Origin of the sequence: Mesorhizobium shangrilense, assembly GCF_040537815.1 — a bacterium.
Taxonomy (GTDB): domain Bacteria; phylum Pseudomonadota; class Alphaproteobacteria; order Rhizobiales; family Rhizobiaceae; genus Mesorhizobium; species Mesorhizobium shangrilense.
Window position 1 is genome coordinate 1 of sequence record NZ_JBEWSZ010000018.1, and the last position, 21,095, is coordinate 21,095.

The window sequence follows — 21,095 nt, forward strand, 5'->3', positions numbered from 1 at the left end:
CCAGGCTTTCAGCGTGGACCATTTCTTCGTTCGGTGCAGGAGCACGCTGGCCGCCTCGTAGAGATAGGTTCGCAACAGCCGATCGCCCCAGCGTGAGACGCGGCCATTGATATCCGTTTCACCCTTATGTCATCGTGTGCAAAATTACCCCATAAGTGGAGTGCGCCCCTCGGAGCGGACAGGATCAAGCGGTAGTTTTGACCATCTGCCGGGCGTGTTGGTTCTCGAACTGTTGCGGGCTGAGATAGCCGAGCGCTGAGTGCAATCGGCGGGTGTTGTAAACCTCATCGATGAAGCGGGGAAGATCCTCAGCGACGTCGGTGAAGGTTTCATAGGCCATCGGGTAGACGGCTTCGACCTTCATCGTCTTCATGAAGCTTTCCGCTTTCGCATTATCGTAGGGATTGCCACGCCGCCCCATCGATCCAATAAGATCGTGCTCGGCGAGAAGATTGCGGTAGAGGCGTGCAGCATATTGGGCGGATTCAAGCGATCGTCGCAACATCGACTGTGTGTCCTCATGGCAGCAACTCGTCAAGCGCCTCCGCCGGCGTTTTCCAGCCCAGGGTTTTTCTCGGTCGGGTATTGAGGGCTGCCGCCACGGCGGCGATCTCGTCGGCGGAGTGGACGCTCAGGTCGGTGCCTTTCGGGAAGTACTGACGCAGCAGCCCATTGGTGTTCTCGTTGGTGCCGCGCTGCCAGGGGCTTTGCGGATCGCAGAAGTACACTTGGACACCCGCGTCGATCTTGAAACGATCGTGCTGAGCCATTTCGGCTCCCTGATCCCAGGTCAGCGAACGGCGCAGTTCTTCGGGCAAGGTGATGATGGTGCGCGTAATCGCGTCACGCACGGCCTCAGCTCCATGTCCCGCTAGCGCAGGCCCGTTCTTCATGCGCGGAGCTTCGCCATGCCCCGCGAGCCGGGGAAGATGCAGTAGCATCGTAAAGCGCGTCGTGCGCTCGACCAGCGTGCCGATCGCCGAGCTGCCAAGACCAAGGATGAGGTCTCCCTCCCAGTGACCCGGCACCGCGCGATCGGCCGCTTCGGCGGGGCGTTGACTGATCATGATCTCCGGCGAGACAAAGCTCTTGCCTCGCCTGCGTACGCGCGCCCTGGGGACCCGCAGCACGCGACCCGTTCGCAAGCAGGCCGACAGTTCGCGGCGTAGCGCTCCCCGACCCTGAACGAAAAGGGCTTGATAGATGGCTTCGTGACTGATGCGCATCGTCTTTTCGTCCGGGAAGTCGATCGGCAAGCGTTGGGCAATCTGCTCCGGGCTCCAGGCCCTGGCCCATCGCCGATCCTTTCGCTGGCCATGCCGGCGGCCCTTCCACGGAACGGCGGGACCAGGAACGGCGGCGCCACTCGGGGTCATGACCACGCCGGCCAGTCGCTGCTCCACATAAGTGCGCAAGGTGGTGTTGAGCGCAAGCTTGGTCAATTTGGGTCGACGGGCCGATCGCTCCGCGTGCCATTGGGCTGTCGATGCACGATACTCCAGGCCGCCGCTGCGCGTCGCGGCATTGCGTCGTAGCTCGCGGGAGATGGTCGAGGCGGATCGGCTAAGTCGGCGTCCGATCTCGCGTCTCGAAAGGCCCTGAACGCGAAGAAGTGCGATCTCCTCACGTTCCGCAAACGAGAGGTACCGCCCGGACGGCGGCTTGGTCGAAGATCTGAACATCGCTGGTGCCATGCCGCCCGCCTGTCGGAACAATCTGGTTCCGACAGGCTGCGACATACCAGTCGCCAGTGCAGCATCCTCCCTGGTCATCCCCTGCGCTATCCCCAACCAGAATCGCTGGAGTTCAGATCGCCCCGCTACTGGCGGTCGTCCCGGTGACGGCAACGGCGCTCGTCCAGAACGGTGTGATCGTCGCTTTCGAATGCCCATCGCAACCTCCTTCGTTCAGGTGTTGCGACGACCGCTTGAATCCGCCTTGCGCGCCTCGGTCCGAGTGATGGACGCAGCCCGGCGGTGGCTTTCGCCGTTCGATTGCCGCCTTCAATGCTGCAACGGTCAAGCGCACGTCGATCGACCGGCCGATGGCGTAACCAACGACCTTGCGTGACCAGGCATCTAAAATGACCGCGACGTAGACGAAGCCCGCCGCAATCGTCACGTAGGTTATGTCGCTTACCCAGAGCCGGTTCGGGCCGTCGAGTGTCACGTCCTTCGCCAGGTTCGGGAAGATCGGCCATTCATGATCGCTGTCCGTGGTGGCGATGAAGCGTCGCCTGATCCTGGGCTGCAGATCATGCTCGCGCATCAAGCGTCTGACCTTCTTGTGGTTCACGACGATGCCGCGCTGCCGCAGTGCCGCCTGCATGCGGCGATAGCCGTAGGCTTCGAAGCTGTCGGAGATCTCACCCATCGTCTCGACGAGCGCTGTGTCATCCACGGCGGTTTCGGGCTGATCGTAGTAGGTTGATCGCGCGATCCCCATCAGCCGGCATCCTTCAGCGATACAGACACCGCGGGGCCGGTGATCACGGATGTAGGCCCGCTTCTGGGACGTGGTGCGCTTTTCAGAGCCCCCTTTAGAAACTCGATTTCCAAGGCTTGCCGGCCTACCAGCCGCTCCAGCGCGGCGATCCGCGCCTCATAGGTCTGCATCGTTTCGGCCGCCGCCACATCCTCGTCGAAGGCGCCGGCCTCGTATTTCTGGACCCAGATACGGATCAGGTTACGCGCTAGCTTGTGTCGCCTGGCGAGACCATGCAGCGTCTCGCCGGAGAGGAACTCTTGCACTACCTGACGTTTGAACTCGATGCTGTGCGCGCGATGAGCAATCATGGGCTTCCATCCTTCGAAAGCCCGGCTTCCAAGTCAATTCTGCTTGGTCAATCTGTCCGCTCCGAGGGGCGCACTCCAGATCGGGGGTCAGTTTTGGAAACGATGACGTAATTGCTGCCGTCGCTCCTTTGAACGAAGACTCGGCTGACGGCAAAAGCCGCCGACCATTGAGATCAAGGAGGCCGCAGTGAAGCAATATGTCGGACTGGATGTGTCGCAGAGAGAGAGACGAGCGTCTGCGTGGTCGATGATGCTGGAAAGACGGTGTTCCAGGGAAAGGCGAAGTCCGATCCGGGAGCCTTGACGGAGTTGCTGCGTAAACGTGCGCCTCACGCCGAGCGCATCGGATTTGAGACTGGTGCCATGTCCAGCTGGCTCTGGCACGAGCTGAAAAGGGTCGGGTTGCCGGTCGTCTGCCTTGATGCTCGGCATGCAAAGGCAGCGCTTTCAGTCCGAATGAACAAGAGCGATGAGAACGATGCCCGCGGCCTGGCCGAACTGGTTCGCGTCGGCTGGTATCGGGAAGTGAGGGTCAAGAGCGCAGAAAGTCAGGCCACCCGGTCCATGCTCGTCGCACGGTCAAGACTTGTCGAGATCCGTCGCGATCTCGAAAACCAGACACGGTCCATGCTGAAGGAATATGGGCTGCAGTTCAGTCGATCGATTGGCTCACAGTTCCGGCGAAAGGTTTGGGAACTGGTTGCTGACGGCCATCCGCTTCGCCCTTTGGTTCAGGCGCTTCTGTCTGTCCATGAGCGGGTCTGCTGTGAACAGGAGAAGCTTGATCGGCAGGTCCGGCATCTCGCTCGTGAAGACGAAACCACACGCCGGCTGATGACAGTCCCCGGCATCGGTGCAACAACTTCATAATGCCCGCTATCAGTCGGGTGAAGCGATTATCCGCTATCGATTTCATCCCCGTTACGGGGAAGCGGTTTTTGTTGCCGGGCGCAATCGCCATGGTGACGAGGTCGCTCTGATCATCCGCCAGCCTGACGGCACCCTGGTGCAGTTGCCGATCTGGATGACGGAGGATCGTGCGGAGGCGATGATGGTGACGGAGATTCCCCGTCTGCCACTGACAAATCTGCGCGAACTTCGTCTGAAGCTCGATGCCTGTCTAAGCTTGCTACGCGACGATTCCCGTTGCGAAGGAGGAGACAAGCATGAAGCATCGTCAATCCTGTCACCGCCAACTCGATCTCTTCGTGGCCAAGACCCCACCGGCACCGATAGCACCGGCCGAGCGGACGAAGCTGTTGCCACTGGTGAGTGCGCTGCTGTCGGAAGCACGCGGCGCAGCCGCAGCGACGGAGGCCGGCGATGAAGATCACGTCTGACCACCTGGCGCGCGGCGCCTTTATCTACATCCGCCAATCGACCGTCGACCAGCTTGCCAACAATCATGAGAGCCGGCGGCGTCAATATGGTCTTGCCGAGCGCGCCCGTGCTCTTGGCTGAACGGATGTGACAGTTATCGATGACGACCTTGGCCGCTCGGTTCGGGCGTCAGTCGTCCGGGCTTCGAGAAGCTGCTGTCAGCGATCTGTGAAGGCCGTGTCGGTGTTGTGTTCGCAATCGAAGTGTCGCGTCTGGCGCGCAACGGACGCGACTGGCACACGCTGATCGAATTTTGCGGTCTGGTTGGCGCGGTGATCGTCGATGAGGATGGCATCTACGAACCCCGCCATCCAAACGATCGGTTATTGCTGGGCATGAAAGGGACAATGAGCGAGCTCGAACTGTCGCTCCTGCGGGCCCGTTCGATGGAAGCCTTGAAGCAGAAAGCACGACGGGGCGAGCTCTTCTTCACGGTCGCCGTCGGCTATGTGAAAGTGGGCTGTGACAAAATCGAAAGGGATCCCGACCTGCGCGTGCGCGAGGCGATTGGGTTGGTGTTCTCCCGTTTTGCCGAGATGCAGAGCATCCGCCAGGTGTTCTTATCGCTTCGCAGTGACCAGATAGCGCTGCCGTACATCAACCCCAGGATCTCCGGACAGCAGCACGTGCTATGGAAACCTCCAGTCTACACGACGGTGAGCAACCTTCTCACCAATCCTGTTTATGCTGGTGCTTATGTCTTTGGCCGAACCGGAAGTCGGACGATAATCGAAAATGGCCGCAAGCGAATCGTGCGCGGCCGTCGCAAAGCTCGCTCAGATTGGGCAGTCTTGCTCGTTGATCATCACGAAGGCTATTTGCCCTGGGCAGACTTTGAAAGGACTCAACGGCTGATTACTGACAATGCCAACGGCAAGGGCATGATGGTGCGCGGGCCGGTGCGCAAGGGAGAGGTTTTGCTCGCCGGGCTATTGCGTTGCGGTCATTGCGGCCGCCGGCTGCTTGTTGGCTATAATGGCGCCAAGGGTGATGTCGGCCGCTATAAGTGTGACGCGACCCGGAGCACTCCCGACGGTGATCCCTGTATCTCGTTTGGCGCATTACGGGTCGACGAGGCGGTGGGAGCCGAGATCGTGCGGTTGCTGCAGCCGCTCGGCGTTGAAGCGGCCATCCAGGCGATCGCGCAGCGCGAGCATCAGTCTTGGCGAAAAACAGCGCCAGATCGAGTTGGCGCTCGAACAGGCGCGATATGAGGCAACCAGAGCGCGCCGGCAGTATGACACGGTCGACCCTGAGAATCGTCTGGTTGCTCACGAACTCGAGCGCCGGTGGAACGGCGCCCTCGCGACCGTACGCGCACTCGAGGAAGAACTGGAGGCCCTGGTCCGACAGCGGCCGGCCGCTTTGAGCGCCGAGGAGCGCCAGCGCCTATTGCAAATGGGGGCCGACCTGGAAGCCGCGTGGCATCATCCAGCGGCCACTGCCGTCACGCGTAAGCGCATCATCCGGGTCGTGTTGCGCGAGGTCGTGGCACACGTCGAGGGTGACCAGATTCATCTGTTGTTGCATTGGCAGGGCGGCGATCATACCCGCCTGATGGTGAGAAAGAACCGGCGGGGTCAAACGCGGTGGTCCGTCGAGCCGGAGACGGTAGAGCTGATCCGCGCCTGCGCGCGACTGATGCCCGACAAGGCCATTGCCGGACTACTCAACCGGGCAGGAAAGCGGACAGGTCGATCGAATGGATGGTCGCAGTCGCGTGTGCGGAGCTTCCGCAACACGCACGGCATCGCGGTCTACAGGGATGGCGAATGGCCGAGCGCGGCGAAGTCACGTTGACTGAAGCCGCCAGGATGCTCAATCTGAGCTCCGCGACGGTCCTTCGCCAGATTGCCGCCGGCATCATTCCTGCCGAGCAATATTGCAAAGGCGCACCATGGGTCATCAAACGACGGGATATCGAAGATTCGCGTCTGATCGAGTGCGTCAGGCACTCAAGGCGCCCGTCATCACCAAGTGCGGAGCAAAAGACCCTTGACTTTCAATAACGTAGCCAGATGGACATTATGACGCGGGACCAGGCGTGGTGACCGCGCTCACCTTCCGCCACACAATCGACGATCCCTCGCGCTTTCGCTCGGCCGCCAACGTAGGAGCCTATCTCGGCCTGACTCCGCGACGAAAGCAGTCCGGTGAAACGGATATCAATGGCCGCGTCTCACGCTGGGGCGATCGGCTGTTGCGAACCTATCTCTACGAGGCGGCCAGCGTGCTCCTGCACCGAACGAAGAAATGGTCCACGCTGAAAGCCTGGGGGATGCGTCTGTCGAGACGGATCGGCTTGAAGAAGGCGAAGGTGGCGGTGGCACGCAAGATCGCCGTTCTTCTTCATTGCATTTGGGTTGACGGCACCAGCTTTGAGTGGGGTAACGAAAAGATGGTTTAGTCGACTCCACCCCAAACGAGTTCTCGGGCTGCTATCAACGCGGAACTCGTGATGTCCCCGCCGGGACGGTGGTTGCGGCGACCTCGGTCAAACGGCTGACAGCAGTTCATCTGCATCTCGTTGGAAACGTTGAGGCGCCCGACCCGAACATCATCATGAGGCATTCGACCTCGGAAAGGACCATGACCCCGGCGATGGCAATGCGAGATCCGGATTGACAACTACCCGCAATTAAAGGGCCGTTTGACAATCGGAACGGTGGCCGGCTTCAAATCGGAATGGTGGCCGGTCTTTGATCGGAATGGCGGCCGGCTTCACGTCGGAATCCGCAAGGAACGGCGACCACCACCGAACGAGGCGAAAATGGCCGCGTGATGCCCCCAGCTTTTTCATGCTCCCATAGGGAGGCCCTATCGCCCAAGTCACCAGCTGCGTCCCTATGTATGCCGTTGGCGACGAAGAGCACGTCCATACCCACGTTTCGACCACCCGCAACGTCGGTCCGTAGCGAATCACCCACTGCGAGCACTTCATGTCTCTCGTAGCCGAGGAGGTCAGGGCGCGTCGGTAAGCCGATGGATACGGCTTTCAATGGTAGAAAACATTCCCTCCCAACGCTTCGTATTGCTCAGCGAGCGCCCTCGCACAAACAACAAGTTGATCGCCAACTAAAACGACCAGATCGGGATTCGCGCAGACCATTGGAAGTTTGCGCGAAGCACATTCCTTCAACAGTGCCGCAACTTCATCTGGCGGCTGAGTGGTCCCCCCGGTGGTTAAAATAAAGTCGGCGTCCCGAGGTGAAAAGACCTCGAACCGATCTAACCCCCGGAGCAAGCCCGCCAGCTCAGGTGGTCCGATATGGAAGTAGCGAGTTGCTAGTGCTCTATGCCAGTCGTCTGAGGCAATTTCTAGCGCCTTGGGTAGAGTTCGACAGGAGGCAGATATCAAGCTGCTTGTTTCGCAAAGCGTTCAGGGCAGCGATCGCGTGAGGGAAGGCAACTTTCCCGTCGTGCAATACGCCCTATAGATCCAGAACGACGGCACAATACTTTTCTATGACCGCCGCAATGCCTTCAATCATGATTGGCGCTTGCAAATTATTCATTGAGCTTAGCTCCTTTTTTCACGCCTTCCTGAAACTCCTGAGACAGCCAAACGTCAGCGTTACGGCGTGCCGCGAGTCCGGCCATCGCTAGAAGGTATCCAACTGTTGATGCGGTAATGATCCCACCCCCAACGAGGGTCGACAGGGAGGGTGTTTCGCCGAATGCGAGCCACACCCAAAATGGCGCGAGCGGCGTTTCTAGCGCTCCAATCAAGGAGGCTTGCGAAGCTGGAACGCGACGAGCGCCAGCCGAATAGAACACAAAAGCCAATCCCACTTGCACCAGGCCAAAGAGCGCAAGATATACCAGATGTCTCAGACTTGGTGATAGCGGCGTAGCGAAGCACAAGCTGACCAGTGTGACGAAAACGTTGGCCGCGCAGACAGAAGCCAGAAGCGATTCTTCGCGATGCCGGCGGATACACACAGCAACAAACGCGGTCATGAAGGTCATGGCGGCGGCAAGAGCGTTGCCAACAAAGTCGGAGTCTAGACCTGTGCCCCAGACGAGCACGCCGGTACCTGCAGCCATCGCTACTATTGCCAACATGGTCGCAGGACGAATTTTCTCTCCCAGCCAAAGCCACCCCAGGACGGCCGTGAAGACCGGCGTCGTCCCATAGAGGGCTGCTACGTTGGCGATCGAGGTTAACTGACAAGCGGGGATGAACGCTAGCAGGGCGATTGCCAACGCAGCTGCAACAATCATCCCTCGCCCTGTTGGGCGGAGGCTATGTCTTGGCCCATCTACAAAGAGATGAATTGCCAGGAAAGCCGCTGCAAACAGACTGCGCCAGAACAAAATTGTCCAAGCGTCAAGTGGCAGGACCCTAACGAACAGCCCTGCGGTGCTCCACGCGACTGCAGAGATCGTGACAAAAAGAAGCCCTTTCGTATAATTATCTAGAAACACGGCAGTCGGGCCTCTTCGCTCCAGCCAGGGATGGCGCGCGGATCGTGGCCAGGACCCGCATTTGCCTCGCGCAACCGACACCAAGCCGCGTGAGCACTTCCTGTGGATAGATGCCAGAGGCTGCGGCAAGGTCATCGACGGTGAGATCTTCGCCCAGCAGCTCTACGCAGCTGCCCGGACCACAGAGCGCCTCAGGAACATCCGTAATATCAATCGTTGTGTATTCCATGGACATCCTGCCAATTAGAGGAGCAGAATATCCAGCGAGCCGGACGGATACCTTGTTGGCGCGGCCCCATGGAAGGCCATGCTTGTAGCCGATCCCGACGCTCGCTATGCGGCTGGCTTGGGCCGTGCGAAAGGTGCCACCATATCCAACAGCCTTACGCCTCGCCACCTTGCGCACGTCGAGTGTTTTCGCCCTGCGGCTGGCAACGGGCTTTAGAGGATTTGGTCGAATGCCGGCATTGTTGAGTCCATACAATGCTGAGCCAACCCGTGCTATGTCGAAATGATAGGGTGTACCTAGCCAGAAACCGGCGGAGGCTGCGAGGCTGCGAAGTGTGGGTTTAAGCACATCTGACATCGCCAGAAAGCGGTTCCTTTGCAGCATATTCATTGCGTCCCCAACGCGTTCGCTGCATGCGAGGTGACTGAGCACGACCGAAGGTGGATGCTGTTTGAAGGACCCAGAAAGATACTTGCGCCGAAGGTCGTCGAAAGCGAGGCTAAGGCGAGAGAGGCGGGTCTCTATGCTGAGAAAGTAGGCTTGCGGATCCCCTGCGGTGCCAATGGCATCCAGTTCAAAGCAATTGTTCACAACGGGTATGAGGCCGTTCGATCGATAGTCTCCGCCATACCTCGCAAACTCATCGCAAAGAACCGCAACTGCCGCGCCCGTATGGGAAGACCTCAGAAGCAGCGCTTCGTGCAGATTGCCGACGAAGAGCAGATCACACCCGGCGTCAATGAGCGCGCCTGCAACCCTCAGGAGACCAAGTCCGTAGGCGTCGCATTTGACGACAGCAGCTACCCTTACCTGCGGACCAACAAGGGCCGAGATGGTATGAAAGTTCGGCTGAATCGCGCTGAGATTGATTTCGAATATAACATCAGCAGGCCGTACCGAGGTCAGCATGTCTTACTCTCCACTTTCCCTGGCTGCCCGCCTTTCGAAGCACCGCAAATTCGCCGGGAGGCATGTAGACCGTTGCATCGCTCAGCCTCACTCCATACCTCCTGCCACACATCAGCGAGTATCAGCCGTAGGCGCGTTATAGACAGAGAAGAACAGAGAAATTGCTTCCGGGATAGTGGCCATATTATAATATAATGTAAAATGTATATTGCAATTGTTTTACAAGTGCAACATAAAATTCACAGAACTCTCCTTCCATCCTTGCGAACGCCACTGTACAACTTCATCGGCAACTAGAGTATCCGTCTTGGTCAAGGAATGTCTGGAGCCCATTTTCGGTCGTCCCTGATGAGCGCGTTTGCGAGGACGACAAGCTTTCGCATGATTGCGCTTCCGCCGAAGCCTGGATCGTCATCGCAAACATACCGATTCAGACACTAAAGGCAAAATACGAAAGCCTCCGAGCAGGCGGAAAACCTGCAAAAGTCGCCATAACCGCACCCCAAGGCTCGCAAGGCCGCGAAATAGCGACAGTCATCGCGCGCGGCCTGCTGGTCGGGCTCGTCGTCCATGCCGCCGACATTCAGGACCGCGACGGCGCGCCAGCTGTCCTGAAGGCCATCCTCGAACGTTGGCTGTGGCTGCGCCCACGTCTTCGCCGATGGCGCGGCTGACCCCTTCTCAGCGACTTCAAGGAGATCAGGTCCGTTTTTCCGCCATTCCTTATTTGAAGACGCGAATTTTTTTATATTGCGCCATCTCGTGAGAATGATATAGTGCAATGAACAAATGATATAACACAATCAGGGAACCATAACCATGTTGCGCCCCGCAGCCCCGATCAAACCTCATCCAGTTTTTTCGGAAGAGGGACATCGAGAGCGACTGGCCCCCGAGCACGGTTGGATCGAATGCTACGACGTTACCCGTGAATCGGACGAACGGTTCGAGACCGATACAAACTTCCTAACCCATACGCGCATGCGGTCTGCAGCTGGTTAAAGCGTCCTGATCGGCGGTGCTTATCTGCCGACAGACAATGGCCTGGATGCATACCGGCGGGGATCTGGAGCTAACCGAGACATAAGTTCGAAACAGCAGTGGAGGGAAGAAGCAAAGGCCGATGTGTCGCGTGCAACGCTCCCGTCGTCGCGACACAATGAACGCAACCGGGAGTGAACCCAATAAAATCAGGGGAATGACCAATGAAAATCACAACCATGAAGCTTGCAGTCGGTGCGGCGCTTCTGTTGGCATCGTTGCCAGCTGCCGCACTCTCAGATGAAATTCCCGAAAACCTCAAGGGGACGGGCGAACTTGTCACCACGACTGGCGGCGGAGGGGCATTTGATGATGCCCGAATGAAGGCGTGGTTCGCGCCATTTACGCGTGATACCGGCATCAAAGTAGTGGTGGTTCCAGCAACAAATGCGAAGCTCATGGCCTCGGTAAAGGTTGGACAGCCTGAAGCTGACCTGACGTTTGTCAGCGGAGGTGAAGTTCCGAACTGGGTCGACAAAGGGTTTGTCGACAAGATCGATTACAGCTACTTTGCGAAGGAAACGCTGGCAGGCATCCCCAAAGAGGCGAGAAGTGAATATTCATTTCGCTCTCACACTTACTCTGTCGTTCCTACGTATAGCACCATAAAATACCCGCAAGGCACTAAGCATCCCGAAAACTGGGTCGACATTTACGACGTAGCGAAGTTCCCGGGGAAGCGGGCCCTTCCGAATTGTGGTAATACCCTTTACGGCGGGTTGCTCGAAGGAGCGCTCTTGGGTGACGGCGTTCCGCCGGAAAAACTTTATCCGCTCGACTTTGATCGCGCTTTTGCCAAGCTAAAGCAGATTGCTCCCAACGTCGGACGCTGGTGGGGATGGGACGAGGGTGGTTTGGCTCCGCAGAGTCTTATCGACGGCGAAGCTGATATGGGATCGGCCTGGAATGGTCGAATTACCAGCTTGCAGAAGCAAGGCGCACCGGTGGCTTTGTCTTGGGATCAATCTCTCCTGCAGTATGATGATTGGGTGGTCGTGAAGGGCTCCCCCAACCAAGTAAACGCGGCCAAGTTCCTCGCCTATATTGCGCGTCCAGAAGCACAGGCCGCGTTTGCGGAAGCGATTCCCTATGGCGTTGTGAACAAAGACGCATACAAACTCATTCCAAAAGAACTCGCCGAGAACTTGCCTGGAGCGCCTGGGATCGGAGAGAAGCAGATTACCCAAGACTACGCGTGGTGGTCAAAGTCCAGACCCGATGGCAAAACCAACCTAGACTACGCGATCGAACGCTGCCAGGCAGTTTTGGCAAAGTGATCCGCCTGCCGCTGCGGCAAGCATAGCCGCAGCGGCATTCTAGGACGCGGGCGTTAAGCAAGTCCAATAGGGTTAGTTGAGATCCAGCCAAGCCCGCGCCACTTTAGATAACCAAAATCCATGTGGCGTCATTGGCAGATATCTGAGCGCCCGAGACGGGCCCGGTCCTTGGCGCATGACGAAAGCATCGATTATAGAAGATGATTCCGTATCGTCGGTCACCGCTGAAAGGAATTAGAGTCGGATATGACGGCTTAGGGAAGGAGCAAAACCACATGGCCACTCTCCTGGCGAAAGAGAAGGCCGCGGATGCGGCAGTCGTAAAAGTGGCTAGGAGCCAAAATTACCTGAACGGGCTACTAGCACACCAACGGATTCGCGGTGCCATCATTGCCTCGCCGATAGTGGTGCTCCTAGTTGGATTCCTCGTCATCCCGCTATTGATTATCCTTTGGGGTAGCGTCGAAGGTGACAAATTGACCTTCTCGCATTATGCACGCATATTCTCCGACGAGACAAATCTCAGCGTCATGCTTCAGACCCTGAGGGTTGGGTTGATTGTCACGCTTGTGTCACTAGTCGCTGCTTACCCCGTCGCTTACCTGCTGACACAAATTAAGTCGCGCGCTTTGTCACTTGTAACCTTGTTCATTCTCGTTCCATTGTTCACGGCCTTCCTCATCCGGACTTACGCCTGGATGATCATCCTCGGTCGCCAAGGGCCCATAAATAACACATTGATCTGGCTCGGACTCATCAGAGAGCCGTTGCCACTCCTCAACACGACCTTTGCCGTTGTCATTGGGATGGTACACGTGTTGATGCCGATCGCGATCTTCACGATGTACTCCTCGATGGTGCGGATCGACCACAACGTTGCGCGAGCGGCACAAATACTAGGCGCCAAACCAGTCCAAGCCTTCCTGCGCGTGTATTTCCCTCTGTCGCTACCCGGCGTCTTTTCTGCCGGCATTCTGATTTTCATCATTGCGATTGGTTTCTACATTACGCCTTCCCTTCTCGGGGGCCCACGCGATGCAATGATAACGCAGTTGATTGTCACGCAATTGACAACGCTTTTGAACTTCGAACTTAGTTTTGCGTCGTCAATTGTGCTCCTGTTAGTCACGATCGGAATTCTCTTCTTTGCAAGCCTTTTCATTCCGCTCGAAATGATCTGGTCTTCCTCTACCGTCGAAATCACAAGCCAAAAGCTTCGGTCGAAATCTCCTTTTTTCGGAAACATGAAACAGGCAGTGCAGCCAATTCTGATCACAGCAGAAGCCCTGATCCATTTGGTGACTAAGCCATTTCTAACACGTAAAGCCCGCTGGCTTTGGGCCTACACGATCCTGGTTCTTCTGTTTCTAATAGCGCCCCTGGTTGTGGTTTTCCTACTCTCGTTCAGTTCGTCCCTTTTCGTGGTATTTCCTCCCCCAGGCTTTTCGCTACAGTGGTGGGAGAAACTTGTACACGCATCGGATTGGCAAGAATCGTTTCTATTTTCCGTTAAGCTCGGGTTCTTCTCTGCATTCTTTGCTACGATCATTGGAACCATGGGCGCTTTTTGGCTGGTGCGTACAACGCTACCGATAAAGAGAGCATTGTTCCTGTTTTGTCTGTCGCCCCTTATGGTGCCCGGCATCATCATCGCGACGGCTCTCTACATCTTTGAGGCACGCATTCACTTGCTTGGCAGCTTCGCCGGGCTAGTGATCGGTCATGTCCTCCTGTCGGTACCCTACGTTGTTGTCGTCATGGCCGCGGCATTGCGTGGTTTTGACCAGTCTCTCGAAAAGGCAGCCGCCATCCATGGCGCCCGTCCGATGCAGGTCCTCCGCCTCGTGACATTACCGCTCCTCAAGCCGGCGCTGCTGACAGCGGGTTTGCTCGCATTCCTAACTTCGTTCGACGAACTGCTTATCACAATGTTCATGATCGGACGGCAGACGCTGACGCTACCCTTCAAGTTTTGGAACGATATCAAATACGAACTCAATCCGCTGCTCAGTGCGGCCTCGACGTTTATCGTCCTGCTCGTCGCGGTAGCAATATTGACAGCACAGTGGATCAAGGTGCGGCACGACAGGCGTACCTCTGCTCGCACAGGGAAATGAAAGGGAGGCAACAATGTCCACCAGTCTCGAAATGAAGAAAATCCAGAAATGGTACGGCGGGCTCCACGTCGTGCGCGACTTCGATCTCTACGTTGAGCCGGGCGAATTCGTGACGTTTCTTGGCCCGTCCGGTTCCGGCAAGACTACCGCGCTGAAGATGATCGCCGGCTTCGAGCCGCCTAGTGGCGGCGACATGTTGCTCGGCAGTCGCTCGATTGTGGACGTCCCACCTTATGAGCGTGGTATCGGCATGGTCTTCCAAAACTACGCGCTGTTTCCACACATGACAGTGGCTGAAAACGTCGCCTTCCCTCTCAAAGTTCGCAGTGTGGCAAGGGCCGAAACCGAGCAGAAAGTCTTGCGCGCTTTGGAATTGGTGAAGATGGGTGAGTATCGCGGACGCTATCCCAACCAGCTCTCTGGTGGACAGCAGCAGCGAATTGCGCTTGCCCGTGCCATCGTCTTCGACCCAAGCCTCCTGCTAATGGACGAACCGCTCGGTGCTCTCGACCGCAATTTGCGCGAACACATGAAAATCGAGATCATGCGTATCCAAAAAGAGTTGAATATGACCGTCATCTTCGTCACTCACGACCAAGACGAAGCACTGGTTATGTCCGATCGGATTGCCGTGATTAACGAAGGCAGGCTCGTTCAGGTCGCGGACAGCAAGAACCTCTACTATAATCCAAAGGACCGCTTTGTCGCGTCTTTTGTCGGCGAATCTAACCTTCTGCCTTGTCGCATCGACGAAATAGACAACGGAGCCGGCACGGTGACCATTGGCGGCCGAGATTCTGGCGTGGCTCGCTTAAACGGACAGTCACGGGGCGAATCCGGTTGGCTCTTTGTACGACCGGAGCATGTTGATATCAGCCCGCGCGGCGCGATCACCGATGTCCGGAATGTCCTTGATGGAGTTGTTGAGAATGCACTGTTTCTGGGCGAGTTGACCCGCTACGCGGTTCGCTGCGGAAAAGAAAGCATAACAGTCAAGCAACAGAATCGGGGGCAGACTCAGTTTACCAGCGGAACTCCCGTGTCTGTTTCATGGAATGTGAGCAACTCTATGGTGTTAAACTGACGGACACCCAAAATCATGGAATCGGTGGACTTCCGCCTTCGCGAATTCGACACGACGGAACCCGAAAAAGTCGTCCGGTTTGATCGAATCTGCAGTCGAAAGACCTCATCGCGAGCTGAATTGTGCTTTCGGCAAGGCTGTCTACAGTTTTAGAAGGCGACAGAAGGCATTAGACGATAGAAACAATCATCGATGTCGCGAGCGACTGTGGGACGAGGCGAAGCTTCTGTCAATGGCCCTCCACTTTGAGCAGCTGCCGTGCACCGCATTCCTAGCAGTCGTCTGCGGCGATGTCGCGAGCCTCATCGAAGCAAAAGTTGCCCGCGATCGAGGTTTCCGTAAAAAAGGCGTTAATTTGTTACCCAAGGCAAATCGAATCTAGCGCACAGCCGCGACTGCGGCGGTGACAGATCCGGGATTGAAGAACCTAAAGGAGATATTGATGGTCAAGCCAGCGTTCCAAGCTTTCTCAGAAACAGAACATAGGTCCCGACTCAAACGCGCTCGTGAAGAGCTTGCCGCGGCTGGTTATGACGGGTGTGTTATTGTCGCGCCAGAAAACCTCTTTTACCTCACTGGGTACGATTCAGTTTGCGCCAACATATGTCCACAAGCTCTCATACTCAGCGTCGATGAAAGCCGAGATCCAACATTGTTAGTTCGTAACCTGGACCTTCCATTGGTGAAGGAAACATCTTGGTTGACAGATGTCCGGACGTATCAACTCTTCGCGGACGATGTGGCTGAGTTGGTCAGAGAAATCGCTGACGATCACCGAATAACGAATGGTCGCTTGGGTTTAGATATGCAGTCACCGGCGGTTACCGGGAGTTATATGCGGGCCCTCGAAGCTGCCATTAAGTCACAGTTTGGGGACATAAGTCACTTACTCAACAAACTCCAACTCATAAAGTCGCCAGCTGAGGTCCAATACATGCGAGAGGCCGCCTGCTATGCAAATCTGGGTGTCGAAGCGGCGCGGAAAAGCCTGCAGCCCGGCATTAGCGAGCTCGCACTTTGCGCAGCCGTGGAACAGGCAGCCCGAGAAGCAGGTAGTGATTATCCAGCGCTTCCGACCGAATGTGGGAGTGGAACGCGCTCAGCAAGCGGCCATGCAACCCCTATGCCGAAGATTATTGGCAGAAATGAACTTGTTCACCTAGAGTTCGCAGGCGTAGCTCGGCGATATCACAGTGTGGCGATGATAACCATGGCTACGGGCGATCCGGGTGAAGGCGCGCGCAGATTGCATGACATCGGGCGCGAGTCGCTATTGGCCGGGCTGGAAGAATGCCGCCCTGGCGCGAGAGTCGCTGACATCGACATCGGTTCACGTAAGCCAATCGAGCGTGCCGGTTTGGGCGAAGCTGCGCAGATGCGCTTTGGTGTCGGCATTGGTATCGCCTATCCCCCGATTTGGTTGAGTTCACTTCAACTCGATCGATTTTCTAGCGGTACGTTAGTGCCCGGTATGACCTTTTATGTCCATTCGTGGTTATCGCTCGCCCGCGAGGGGCTTGGTGTGATGTTGGGCGGAACTTACTTAGTCACTGAAACCGGTATCGAAGCGCTCTCCGGGGCGGGTCCAGCCGACCTGTTCTCCATCTGAGAACTTGGAGCGGTAGGTTCTGCTGCTGGCCGATATGAATATACAAGCAGCAGCCTATTTTGCTCGGAACATTTGTCAAGCGTTGTGAAGATTGACCGCTCATGTTGCCTCACCCAAGAATGTTACTGACAATGTTTGTGCTGAGGCAGCCCGCATCTCCTCCCGCCGCCGCGGGGGGAGATACAAGCGCGAGTTCAACCAGGCCCATCGAGTATGATTTGACCTGCAATTTCCACTTGCTAAGCTTTAAGCCCAATTTGGACCGTCTGCAGGCTTTTCTTAGTAAAGGGATGGATCAACGCCCATAAGCCGCTGCAGAAACAAGGCTGCTGAGATCCCCGAATCCGCCTCCACTCGGGTAACGCATTGACATCCGGTAATGCTTCGCGTGGGGCTTCGGGAACATCAAAACGCGCTCAATGTTTCAAAGCTATAAATACGCCAATAGTTTGCTCCTCTGAAAACAGCCTGCTAATCGTAACCATCCGGCGAAGACGTCACCGGAGGGGTACTGCTAATCCAAATTTCCTGTAGAGCACAAAAACCCCTTGTGCACCTCTAAAAGGTGTACTAGGTCAATGCAGGGCGTGCGTCGCATTGAGCTATATCAATGCGAAATGGCAATAGCGAGCCGTCAGTGTCGGCTGACTCATGTTCTGAACGTCCGCGACGGTGTGAAACGACCCAGCACGAAGAGTGGCCCAAAATGTCTGAGCGTCGCACTGTGGCTGTTATTGGTGGAGGTGTCGTCGGCGTAAGTTGTGCACTAATGCTGGCCCGTGAAGGGCACCAGGTTACGATGTTCGAAAAGGGTCGTGTTGGCCATGGGTGCTCCTGGGGCAATGGAGCTCAATATAATGCGGGCTCCTCCCTACCAATGGCGTATCCGGGCATTATACGCCAGGCCGTGCGGTGGCTCATCGACACGAATGGTCCGGTACGTTTTGCGCCGCGGGAACTTCCGCGCACCTTTCCTTGGTTGCTTCGGTTCCTCGGTACCGGACGCCTAAAGAATTGGGCGCCTGCTTACGATGCGCTGCACGCTCTAAACGCTCAATGCGCCAGCCTCTATAGAGACATGCTTGGAGAGGTTGACTGGAACCGGCATTTTCGACCGAACGGCGCACTGCATGTTTTCAGGGGCGATTCACTGGGGCCGCTGGATCACATGGTCGACGTGATGCGGAGCGAAAAGGGCGTTCGATTTCAGAGAATCTCAACCGACGAGGTATTCGAATTAGAGCCCCAATTGTCTCGCGCCTATCGCCGCGGCATCTTCTTTCCCGACAGCGGCCACGTGACATCCCCACCAGGTCTCGTGAAAGGATTAATGGACAGGGCGGCTTCGCTAGGGGCATCGGTGCAGACAGCGACTGTCGTGGCCATAGAGCCGGATACAGAACGAGTGAAGGTCCAGACAAATTCGGGCGCCCGAGGCTTCGATTCTGTCGTTATTGCCGCTGGAATCGCGAGCCGAGATTTGGCACGCTCGCTTGGTGTCACTTTGCCTTTAGCGAGCGAGCGCGGCTATCACATCACCATGCGCGGCGCTGATAGCGGCGTAAGCCGCCCGGTTACAGACGCGGCTTCAGCATTCGTGGCGACGCCCCTAAGCGAAGGTCTCCGTATCGTTGGGATCGCCGAGTTCGACGCACCTGATGCTCCGCCGAACAAGGATCAGAGCAAGAAGCTGCGGGCATCCGCTCAAGCGATGCTGCCTGATCTCTCAGTCGGTCAAGTGAGCGAGTGGATGGGCGTGCGACCGTCAACACCAGACAGTCTGCCCATCATCGATCGCCATCCCCGACATCCCTCCGTGTTCTTTGCCACAGGGCACGGCCACATGGGCATTAGCGGCGCGCCGATGACAGCAGCACTCATCTCCGATCTTGTCGCGGCCCGTGCGCCTCGGCTCTCCTGCATACCTTATCGCCTTAGATAGAGTGAAGAAAAGAGACCTCGGCATTAGCTACGTGATGATCAATCAGCAATCATAAAAACGAGAAGGTGGAGCGAGCTGATGAAACTTGGACTGGTTAAATTTGTCGGATACGCGAACGAGGAGAGATTGTGATGGGGACGCTCGAATTCAACGGGCATCACTATCTCGACGGTCGCGCGTCTGATCCACGAGAGCTCGGCTGGATGCGAGGTGCGCCACCGCCAAGCGACACGCGAATCACGTTTGAGACCGGCACATTCCGCGACTTCCCACAAATCCGCTGGTCGTTTTCGCACATGCGCGAACTCATGCCCACGGTGAACGTGTGGCGCGGGAGGGAAAGACCCTCCCAGTTCGAGCGTGGCGACAAGTTCGACGAGATTGACGCGCTCCCTTTCGCGGACGTAAACGGTGTAATCAGGCGCTTCGATGACGCGCTGATCGACACCTACGTCGATGGCATCATGGTACTGCATCGCGGACGAATTGTATACGAGCGCTACTTCGGTGCACTCGAGGCCCAGTCGTGCACGAAGTCTTACACCGGCACGCTCATTGCAATACTTGTTCACGAAGGCGTGCTCAATGAGTCTGAGAGCATCTCGCACTATCTGCCAGAATTGCGAACCACGGCATGGGAGGATGCCACTCTGCGCCAGGTAATGGACATGCAGATCGGCCTGGCCTTCAAAGAGGGCTACGACGAGCACTCTGACATCTGGGCGTATAGATGGGCCTTTGGACGACTACCGCGGCCGGCTAGCTACGACGGGCCCCGGACCTCATGTGATTACCTGAGGACTGTGCTCAAGCAAGGCGCGCACGGCGAGTTCGCCTACCAGAGCCTTAACACGCAGGTGCTGGCTTGGGTCATGATGCGCGTTACCGGCCGCTGGTTCGCTCAGTTGTTGCAGGAGCGCCTATGGGCGCCGCTCGGCTGCGAGGAGGATGGTTATCTCGAGATTGACCCTGGCGGCATGCCGCTGGCTGAGAGTGGCCTGAGCGCGACCCTGAGAGACTTTGCGCGCTTTGGTGAACTAATGCGGTGCGAAGGCGAATGGCATGGAAAGCAGCGCATTCCCGCATCTGTCGTGCATGACACAAAAAGGTGGAAAGCGAGCAAACGTTGAAGCTGGTTACTCGTATCGCAGTTAGTGGTGGGTGTCGAACAACGAGTTGGGGGCGTTCGAGGCACGGGGCATTCACGGCCAGCGCCTCTATGTCGCACCGGAGGCGGAGATGGTTGTGGCGCTTTTTGCGTCCCACCCTGTCGCCGACAGCGCCGGCGACACGATCACGTCTGCGCAGTTGCTGACACTAGGGAGAATGCTGCGGGCAGAATGAGCAGTGTCTACATCGCAGAGTTAACTCTTGCCGCGCCTGAGGTTTCGATTTCCTGTGTCCGCTAAAGCAGTCCCAAACCGAAATTGAATCAGGACGATTATAGCATGATGACGGCTTGGAGATCTTAGAGCCGGCGGAGATGGGTGTGCATCACGTGTTGTCGAGGTGGTTAGTCACAAGGTCGTCGCCTTGAAACTCCACGTTCACCGGAAGCTGGGAGACTATCTCGCTCCGATCGACCGCATCCGCAGCCGAACGCAGGTTGGGCGGCCCTCATAGCATTTTGGCGGCAGCTTCTAGGCAACGTGAACAGCTCCTACACGCTTAAAACACAACCGTGCCTGTCAGGCATCCGAGCGATGACATAGCTGACAGTTAAAGAGAGGACACAAGATTAACTTGCACCATTCTAGCCAAATGATATAGTGCAATGAATTAATGATATATTCCAATCCACAGGGGGAGGCTCCAATCGACCGTTTTGTTAACGCAATGGTCGCGGCCGCAATCAGTGTGGTCACCTTGATCTGGCCGGCGTCTGTGCCAGCCCGAGTTGAAGACCCATTGCCCGTCCTCCAGCACATCAAAGCAAGCGGCGTTCTCAAGTTTCCAATGATGGTCGCGAAAGGGCGGGGCTACATCACGGATCCGCGCACCGGCTACTGGAGTGGCAACTTTATGGACTGGGGGAAGAATATTGCCGGCTTGTTGGGCGTGAAGATCGAGTACTATGAAACACCGTGGAGCAATTTCGCGGCGGATTTTCAAGCTGATAAAATCAATCTCGAGGTGGGATTGAATCCCAATCCCGTGCCTTTGTCTTGTCGTCGATTATTTCCTTGGCGGTATTGTGGAGGGACTGGGGACGCTTGGAGCCCGTCCCGGCCCGGAACCGAAGTCCTGGCGCGGCGACCGGCGTGAACTCTTGCTGTCGGACGGT

Annotated in this window: 20 protein-coding genes and 5 pseudogenes; 16 read left to right on the top strand and 9 right to left on the bottom strand. The window is 56.9% G+C overall.

Translation table 11 applies throughout. The features are described 5' to 3' along the window. The 5 genes and pseudogenes from ABVQ20_RS39490 to ABVQ20_RS39510 all read right to left on the bottom strand — a co-directional run. Window positions 1-123 (bottom strand): annotated as a pseudogene (locus ABVQ20_RS39490) (transposase); the annotation flags it as partial. Window positions 124-184: 61 nt separating this feature from the next. Further along, window positions 185-505, bottom strand: a complete 321-nt coding sequence (locus ABVQ20_RS39495; protein ID WP_354465206.1) for an integrase core domain-containing protein — start codon at window positions 503-505, stop codon at window positions 185-187. Window positions 506-518: 13 nt separating this feature from the next. After that, a complete protein-coding gene (locus tag ABVQ20_RS39500) occupies window positions 519-1,892 on the bottom strand; it encodes an IS30 family transposase (protein WP_354465207.1) in 1,374 nt (457 codons plus the stop codon). Beyond that, entirely contained in the window at window positions 1,807-2,496 is a 690-nt protein-coding gene (locus ABVQ20_RS39505; RefSeq protein WP_354465239.1) for an IS3 family transposase, read from the bottom strand. Before ABVQ20_RS39505 ends, ABVQ20_RS39500 begins: the two co-directional genes overlap by 86 nt. Beyond that, window positions 2,445-2,795 (bottom strand): transposase, encoded by a 351-nt coding sequence (locus ABVQ20_RS39510; RefSeq protein ID WP_354465209.1) that lies wholly within the window; start codon window positions 2,793-2,795, stop codon window positions 2,445-2,447. The genes ABVQ20_RS39505 and ABVQ20_RS39510 overlap by 52 nt, the downstream gene beginning before the upstream one ends. A 187-nt stretch (window positions 2,796-2,982) precedes the next feature. Between ABVQ20_RS39510 and ABVQ20_RS39515 the strand changes: the two are divergent. The 8 genes and pseudogenes from ABVQ20_RS39515 to ABVQ20_RS39545 all read left to right on the top strand — a co-directional run. Next, window positions 2,983-3,662, top strand: a pseudogene (locus ABVQ20_RS39515) (IS110 family RNA-guided transposase); the annotation flags it as partial. Further along, window positions 3,649-3,888, top strand: a pseudogene (locus tag ABVQ20_RS40710) (DUF5372 family protein); the annotation flags it as partial. The pseudogenes ABVQ20_RS39515 and ABVQ20_RS40710, both read left to right, overlap by 14 nt. Window positions 3,889-3,961: 73 nt before the next feature. Then, window positions 3,962-4,135 (top strand): hypothetical protein, encoded by a 174-nt coding sequence (locus ABVQ20_RS39520; protein ID WP_354465212.1) that lies wholly within the window; start codon window positions 3,962-3,964, stop codon window positions 4,133-4,135. Next, window positions 4,119-4,256 (top strand): hypothetical protein, encoded by a 138-nt coding sequence (locus ABVQ20_RS39525; RefSeq protein ID WP_354465213.1) that lies wholly within the window; start codon window positions 4,119-4,121, stop codon window positions 4,254-4,256. The genes ABVQ20_RS39520 and ABVQ20_RS39525 overlap by 17 nt, the downstream gene beginning before the upstream one ends. An 83-nt stretch (window positions 4,257-4,339) precedes the next feature. Next, window positions 4,340-5,389 carry a recombinase family protein gene (locus ABVQ20_RS39530; protein WP_354465240.1) on the top strand — a complete coding sequence of 350 codons (1,050 nt, stop codon included), beginning with the start codon at window positions 4,340-4,342 and terminating at the stop codon, window positions 5,387-5,389. Further along, window positions 5,364-5,975, top strand: coding sequence for a hypothetical protein (locus tag ABVQ20_RS39535; protein ID WP_354465215.1), 612 nt, complete (start codon window positions 5,364-5,366; stop codon window positions 5,973-5,975). The genes ABVQ20_RS39530 and ABVQ20_RS39535 overlap by 26 nt, the downstream gene beginning before the upstream one ends. Further along, complete coding sequence (locus ABVQ20_RS39540) at window positions 5,948-6,184, top strand: helix-turn-helix domain-containing protein (protein ID WP_354465216.1); 237 nt, start codon at window positions 5,948-5,950, stop codon at window positions 6,182-6,184. The genes ABVQ20_RS39535 and ABVQ20_RS39540 overlap by 28 nt, the downstream gene beginning before the upstream one ends. Window positions 6,185-6,210: 26 nt before the next feature. Then, window positions 6,211-6,582: pseudogene (locus tag ABVQ20_RS39545) on the top strand (transposase); the annotation flags it as partial. 268 nt (window positions 6,583-6,850) lie between these two features. Here the strand turns inward: ABVQ20_RS39545 and ABVQ20_RS39550 are convergent. The 4 genes from ABVQ20_RS39550 to alr form a co-directional block, all read right to left on the bottom strand. Then, window positions 6,851-7,174 (bottom strand): HAD hydrolase-like protein, encoded by a 324-nt coding sequence (locus ABVQ20_RS39550; protein ID WP_354465218.1) that lies wholly within the window; start codon window positions 7,172-7,174, stop codon window positions 6,851-6,853. A gap of 294 nt (window positions 7,175-7,468) precedes the next feature. Next, on the bottom strand, window positions 7,469-7,600 hold the full coding sequence (locus tag ABVQ20_RS39555; RefSeq protein WP_354465219.1) for a hypothetical protein: 132 nt from the start codon (window positions 7,598-7,600) through the stop codon (window positions 7,469-7,471). An 82-nt stretch (window positions 7,601-7,682) separates the two neighbouring features. Beyond that, entirely contained in the window at window positions 7,683-8,684 is a 1,002-nt protein-coding gene (locus ABVQ20_RS39560) for a DMT family transporter (RefSeq protein WP_354465242.1), read from the bottom strand. Further along, the gene (gene alr, locus ABVQ20_RS39565) at window positions 8,590-9,741 is read right to left on the bottom strand and encodes an alanine racemase (RefSeq protein WP_354465221.1); all 1,152 of its coding nucleotides are present in this window, start codon (window positions 9,739-9,741) and stop codon (window positions 8,590-8,592) included. Before alr ends, ABVQ20_RS39560 begins: the two co-directional genes overlap by 95 nt. A 545-nt stretch (window positions 9,742-10,286) precedes the next feature. Here alr and ABVQ20_RS39570 point away from each other — a divergent pair. The 8 genes and pseudogenes from ABVQ20_RS39570 to ABVQ20_RS39605 all read left to right on the top strand — a co-directional run. Further along, window positions 10,287-10,407: pseudogene (locus ABVQ20_RS39570) on the top strand (IS5/IS1182 family transposase); the annotation flags it as partial. Window positions 10,408-10,946: 539 nt separating this feature from the next. Beyond that, window positions 10,947-12,059 carry an ABC transporter substrate-binding protein gene (locus ABVQ20_RS39575; RefSeq protein WP_354465223.1) on the top strand — a complete coding sequence of 371 codons (1,113 nt, stop codon included), beginning with the start codon at window positions 10,947-10,949 and terminating at the stop codon, window positions 12,057-12,059. A 275-nt stretch (window positions 12,060-12,334) separates the two neighbouring features. Then, window positions 12,335-14,176 carry an ABC transporter permease subunit gene (locus tag ABVQ20_RS39580; RefSeq protein WP_354465224.1) on the top strand — a complete coding sequence of 614 codons (1,842 nt, stop codon included), beginning with the start codon at window positions 12,335-12,337 and terminating at the stop codon, window positions 14,174-14,176. Between the two features lie 13 nt (window positions 14,177-14,189). Further along, entirely contained in the window at window positions 14,190-15,260 is a 1,071-nt protein-coding gene (locus ABVQ20_RS39585; RefSeq protein WP_354465226.1) for an ABC transporter ATP-binding protein, read from the top strand. A gap of 442 nt (window positions 15,261-15,702) precedes the next feature. Beyond that, window positions 15,703-16,869, top strand: coding sequence for a M24 family metallopeptidase (locus tag ABVQ20_RS39590; protein ID WP_354465227.1), 1,167 nt, complete (start codon window positions 15,703-15,705; stop codon window positions 16,867-16,869). Between the two features lie 706 nt (window positions 16,870-17,575). Continuing rightward, window positions 17,576-18,811: an NAD(P)/FAD-dependent oxidoreductase gene (locus ABVQ20_RS39595; protein WP_354465229.1), complete on the top strand. Its 1,236-nt coding sequence runs from the start codon at window positions 17,576-17,578 to the stop codon at window positions 18,809-18,811. Window positions 18,812-18,942: 131 nt separating this feature from the next. Continuing rightward, window positions 18,943-19,941: a serine hydrolase domain-containing protein gene (locus tag ABVQ20_RS39600; protein WP_354465230.1), complete on the top strand. Its 999-nt coding sequence runs from the start codon at window positions 18,943-18,945 to the stop codon at window positions 19,939-19,941. Window positions 19,942-20,647: 706 nt separating this feature from the next. Then, window positions 20,648-21,076: a type 2 periplasmic-binding domain-containing protein gene (locus ABVQ20_RS39605; protein ID WP_354465231.1), complete on the top strand. Its 429-nt coding sequence runs from the start codon at window positions 20,648-20,650 to the stop codon at window positions 21,074-21,076. Window positions 21,077-21,095: the final 19 nt, after the last annotated feature.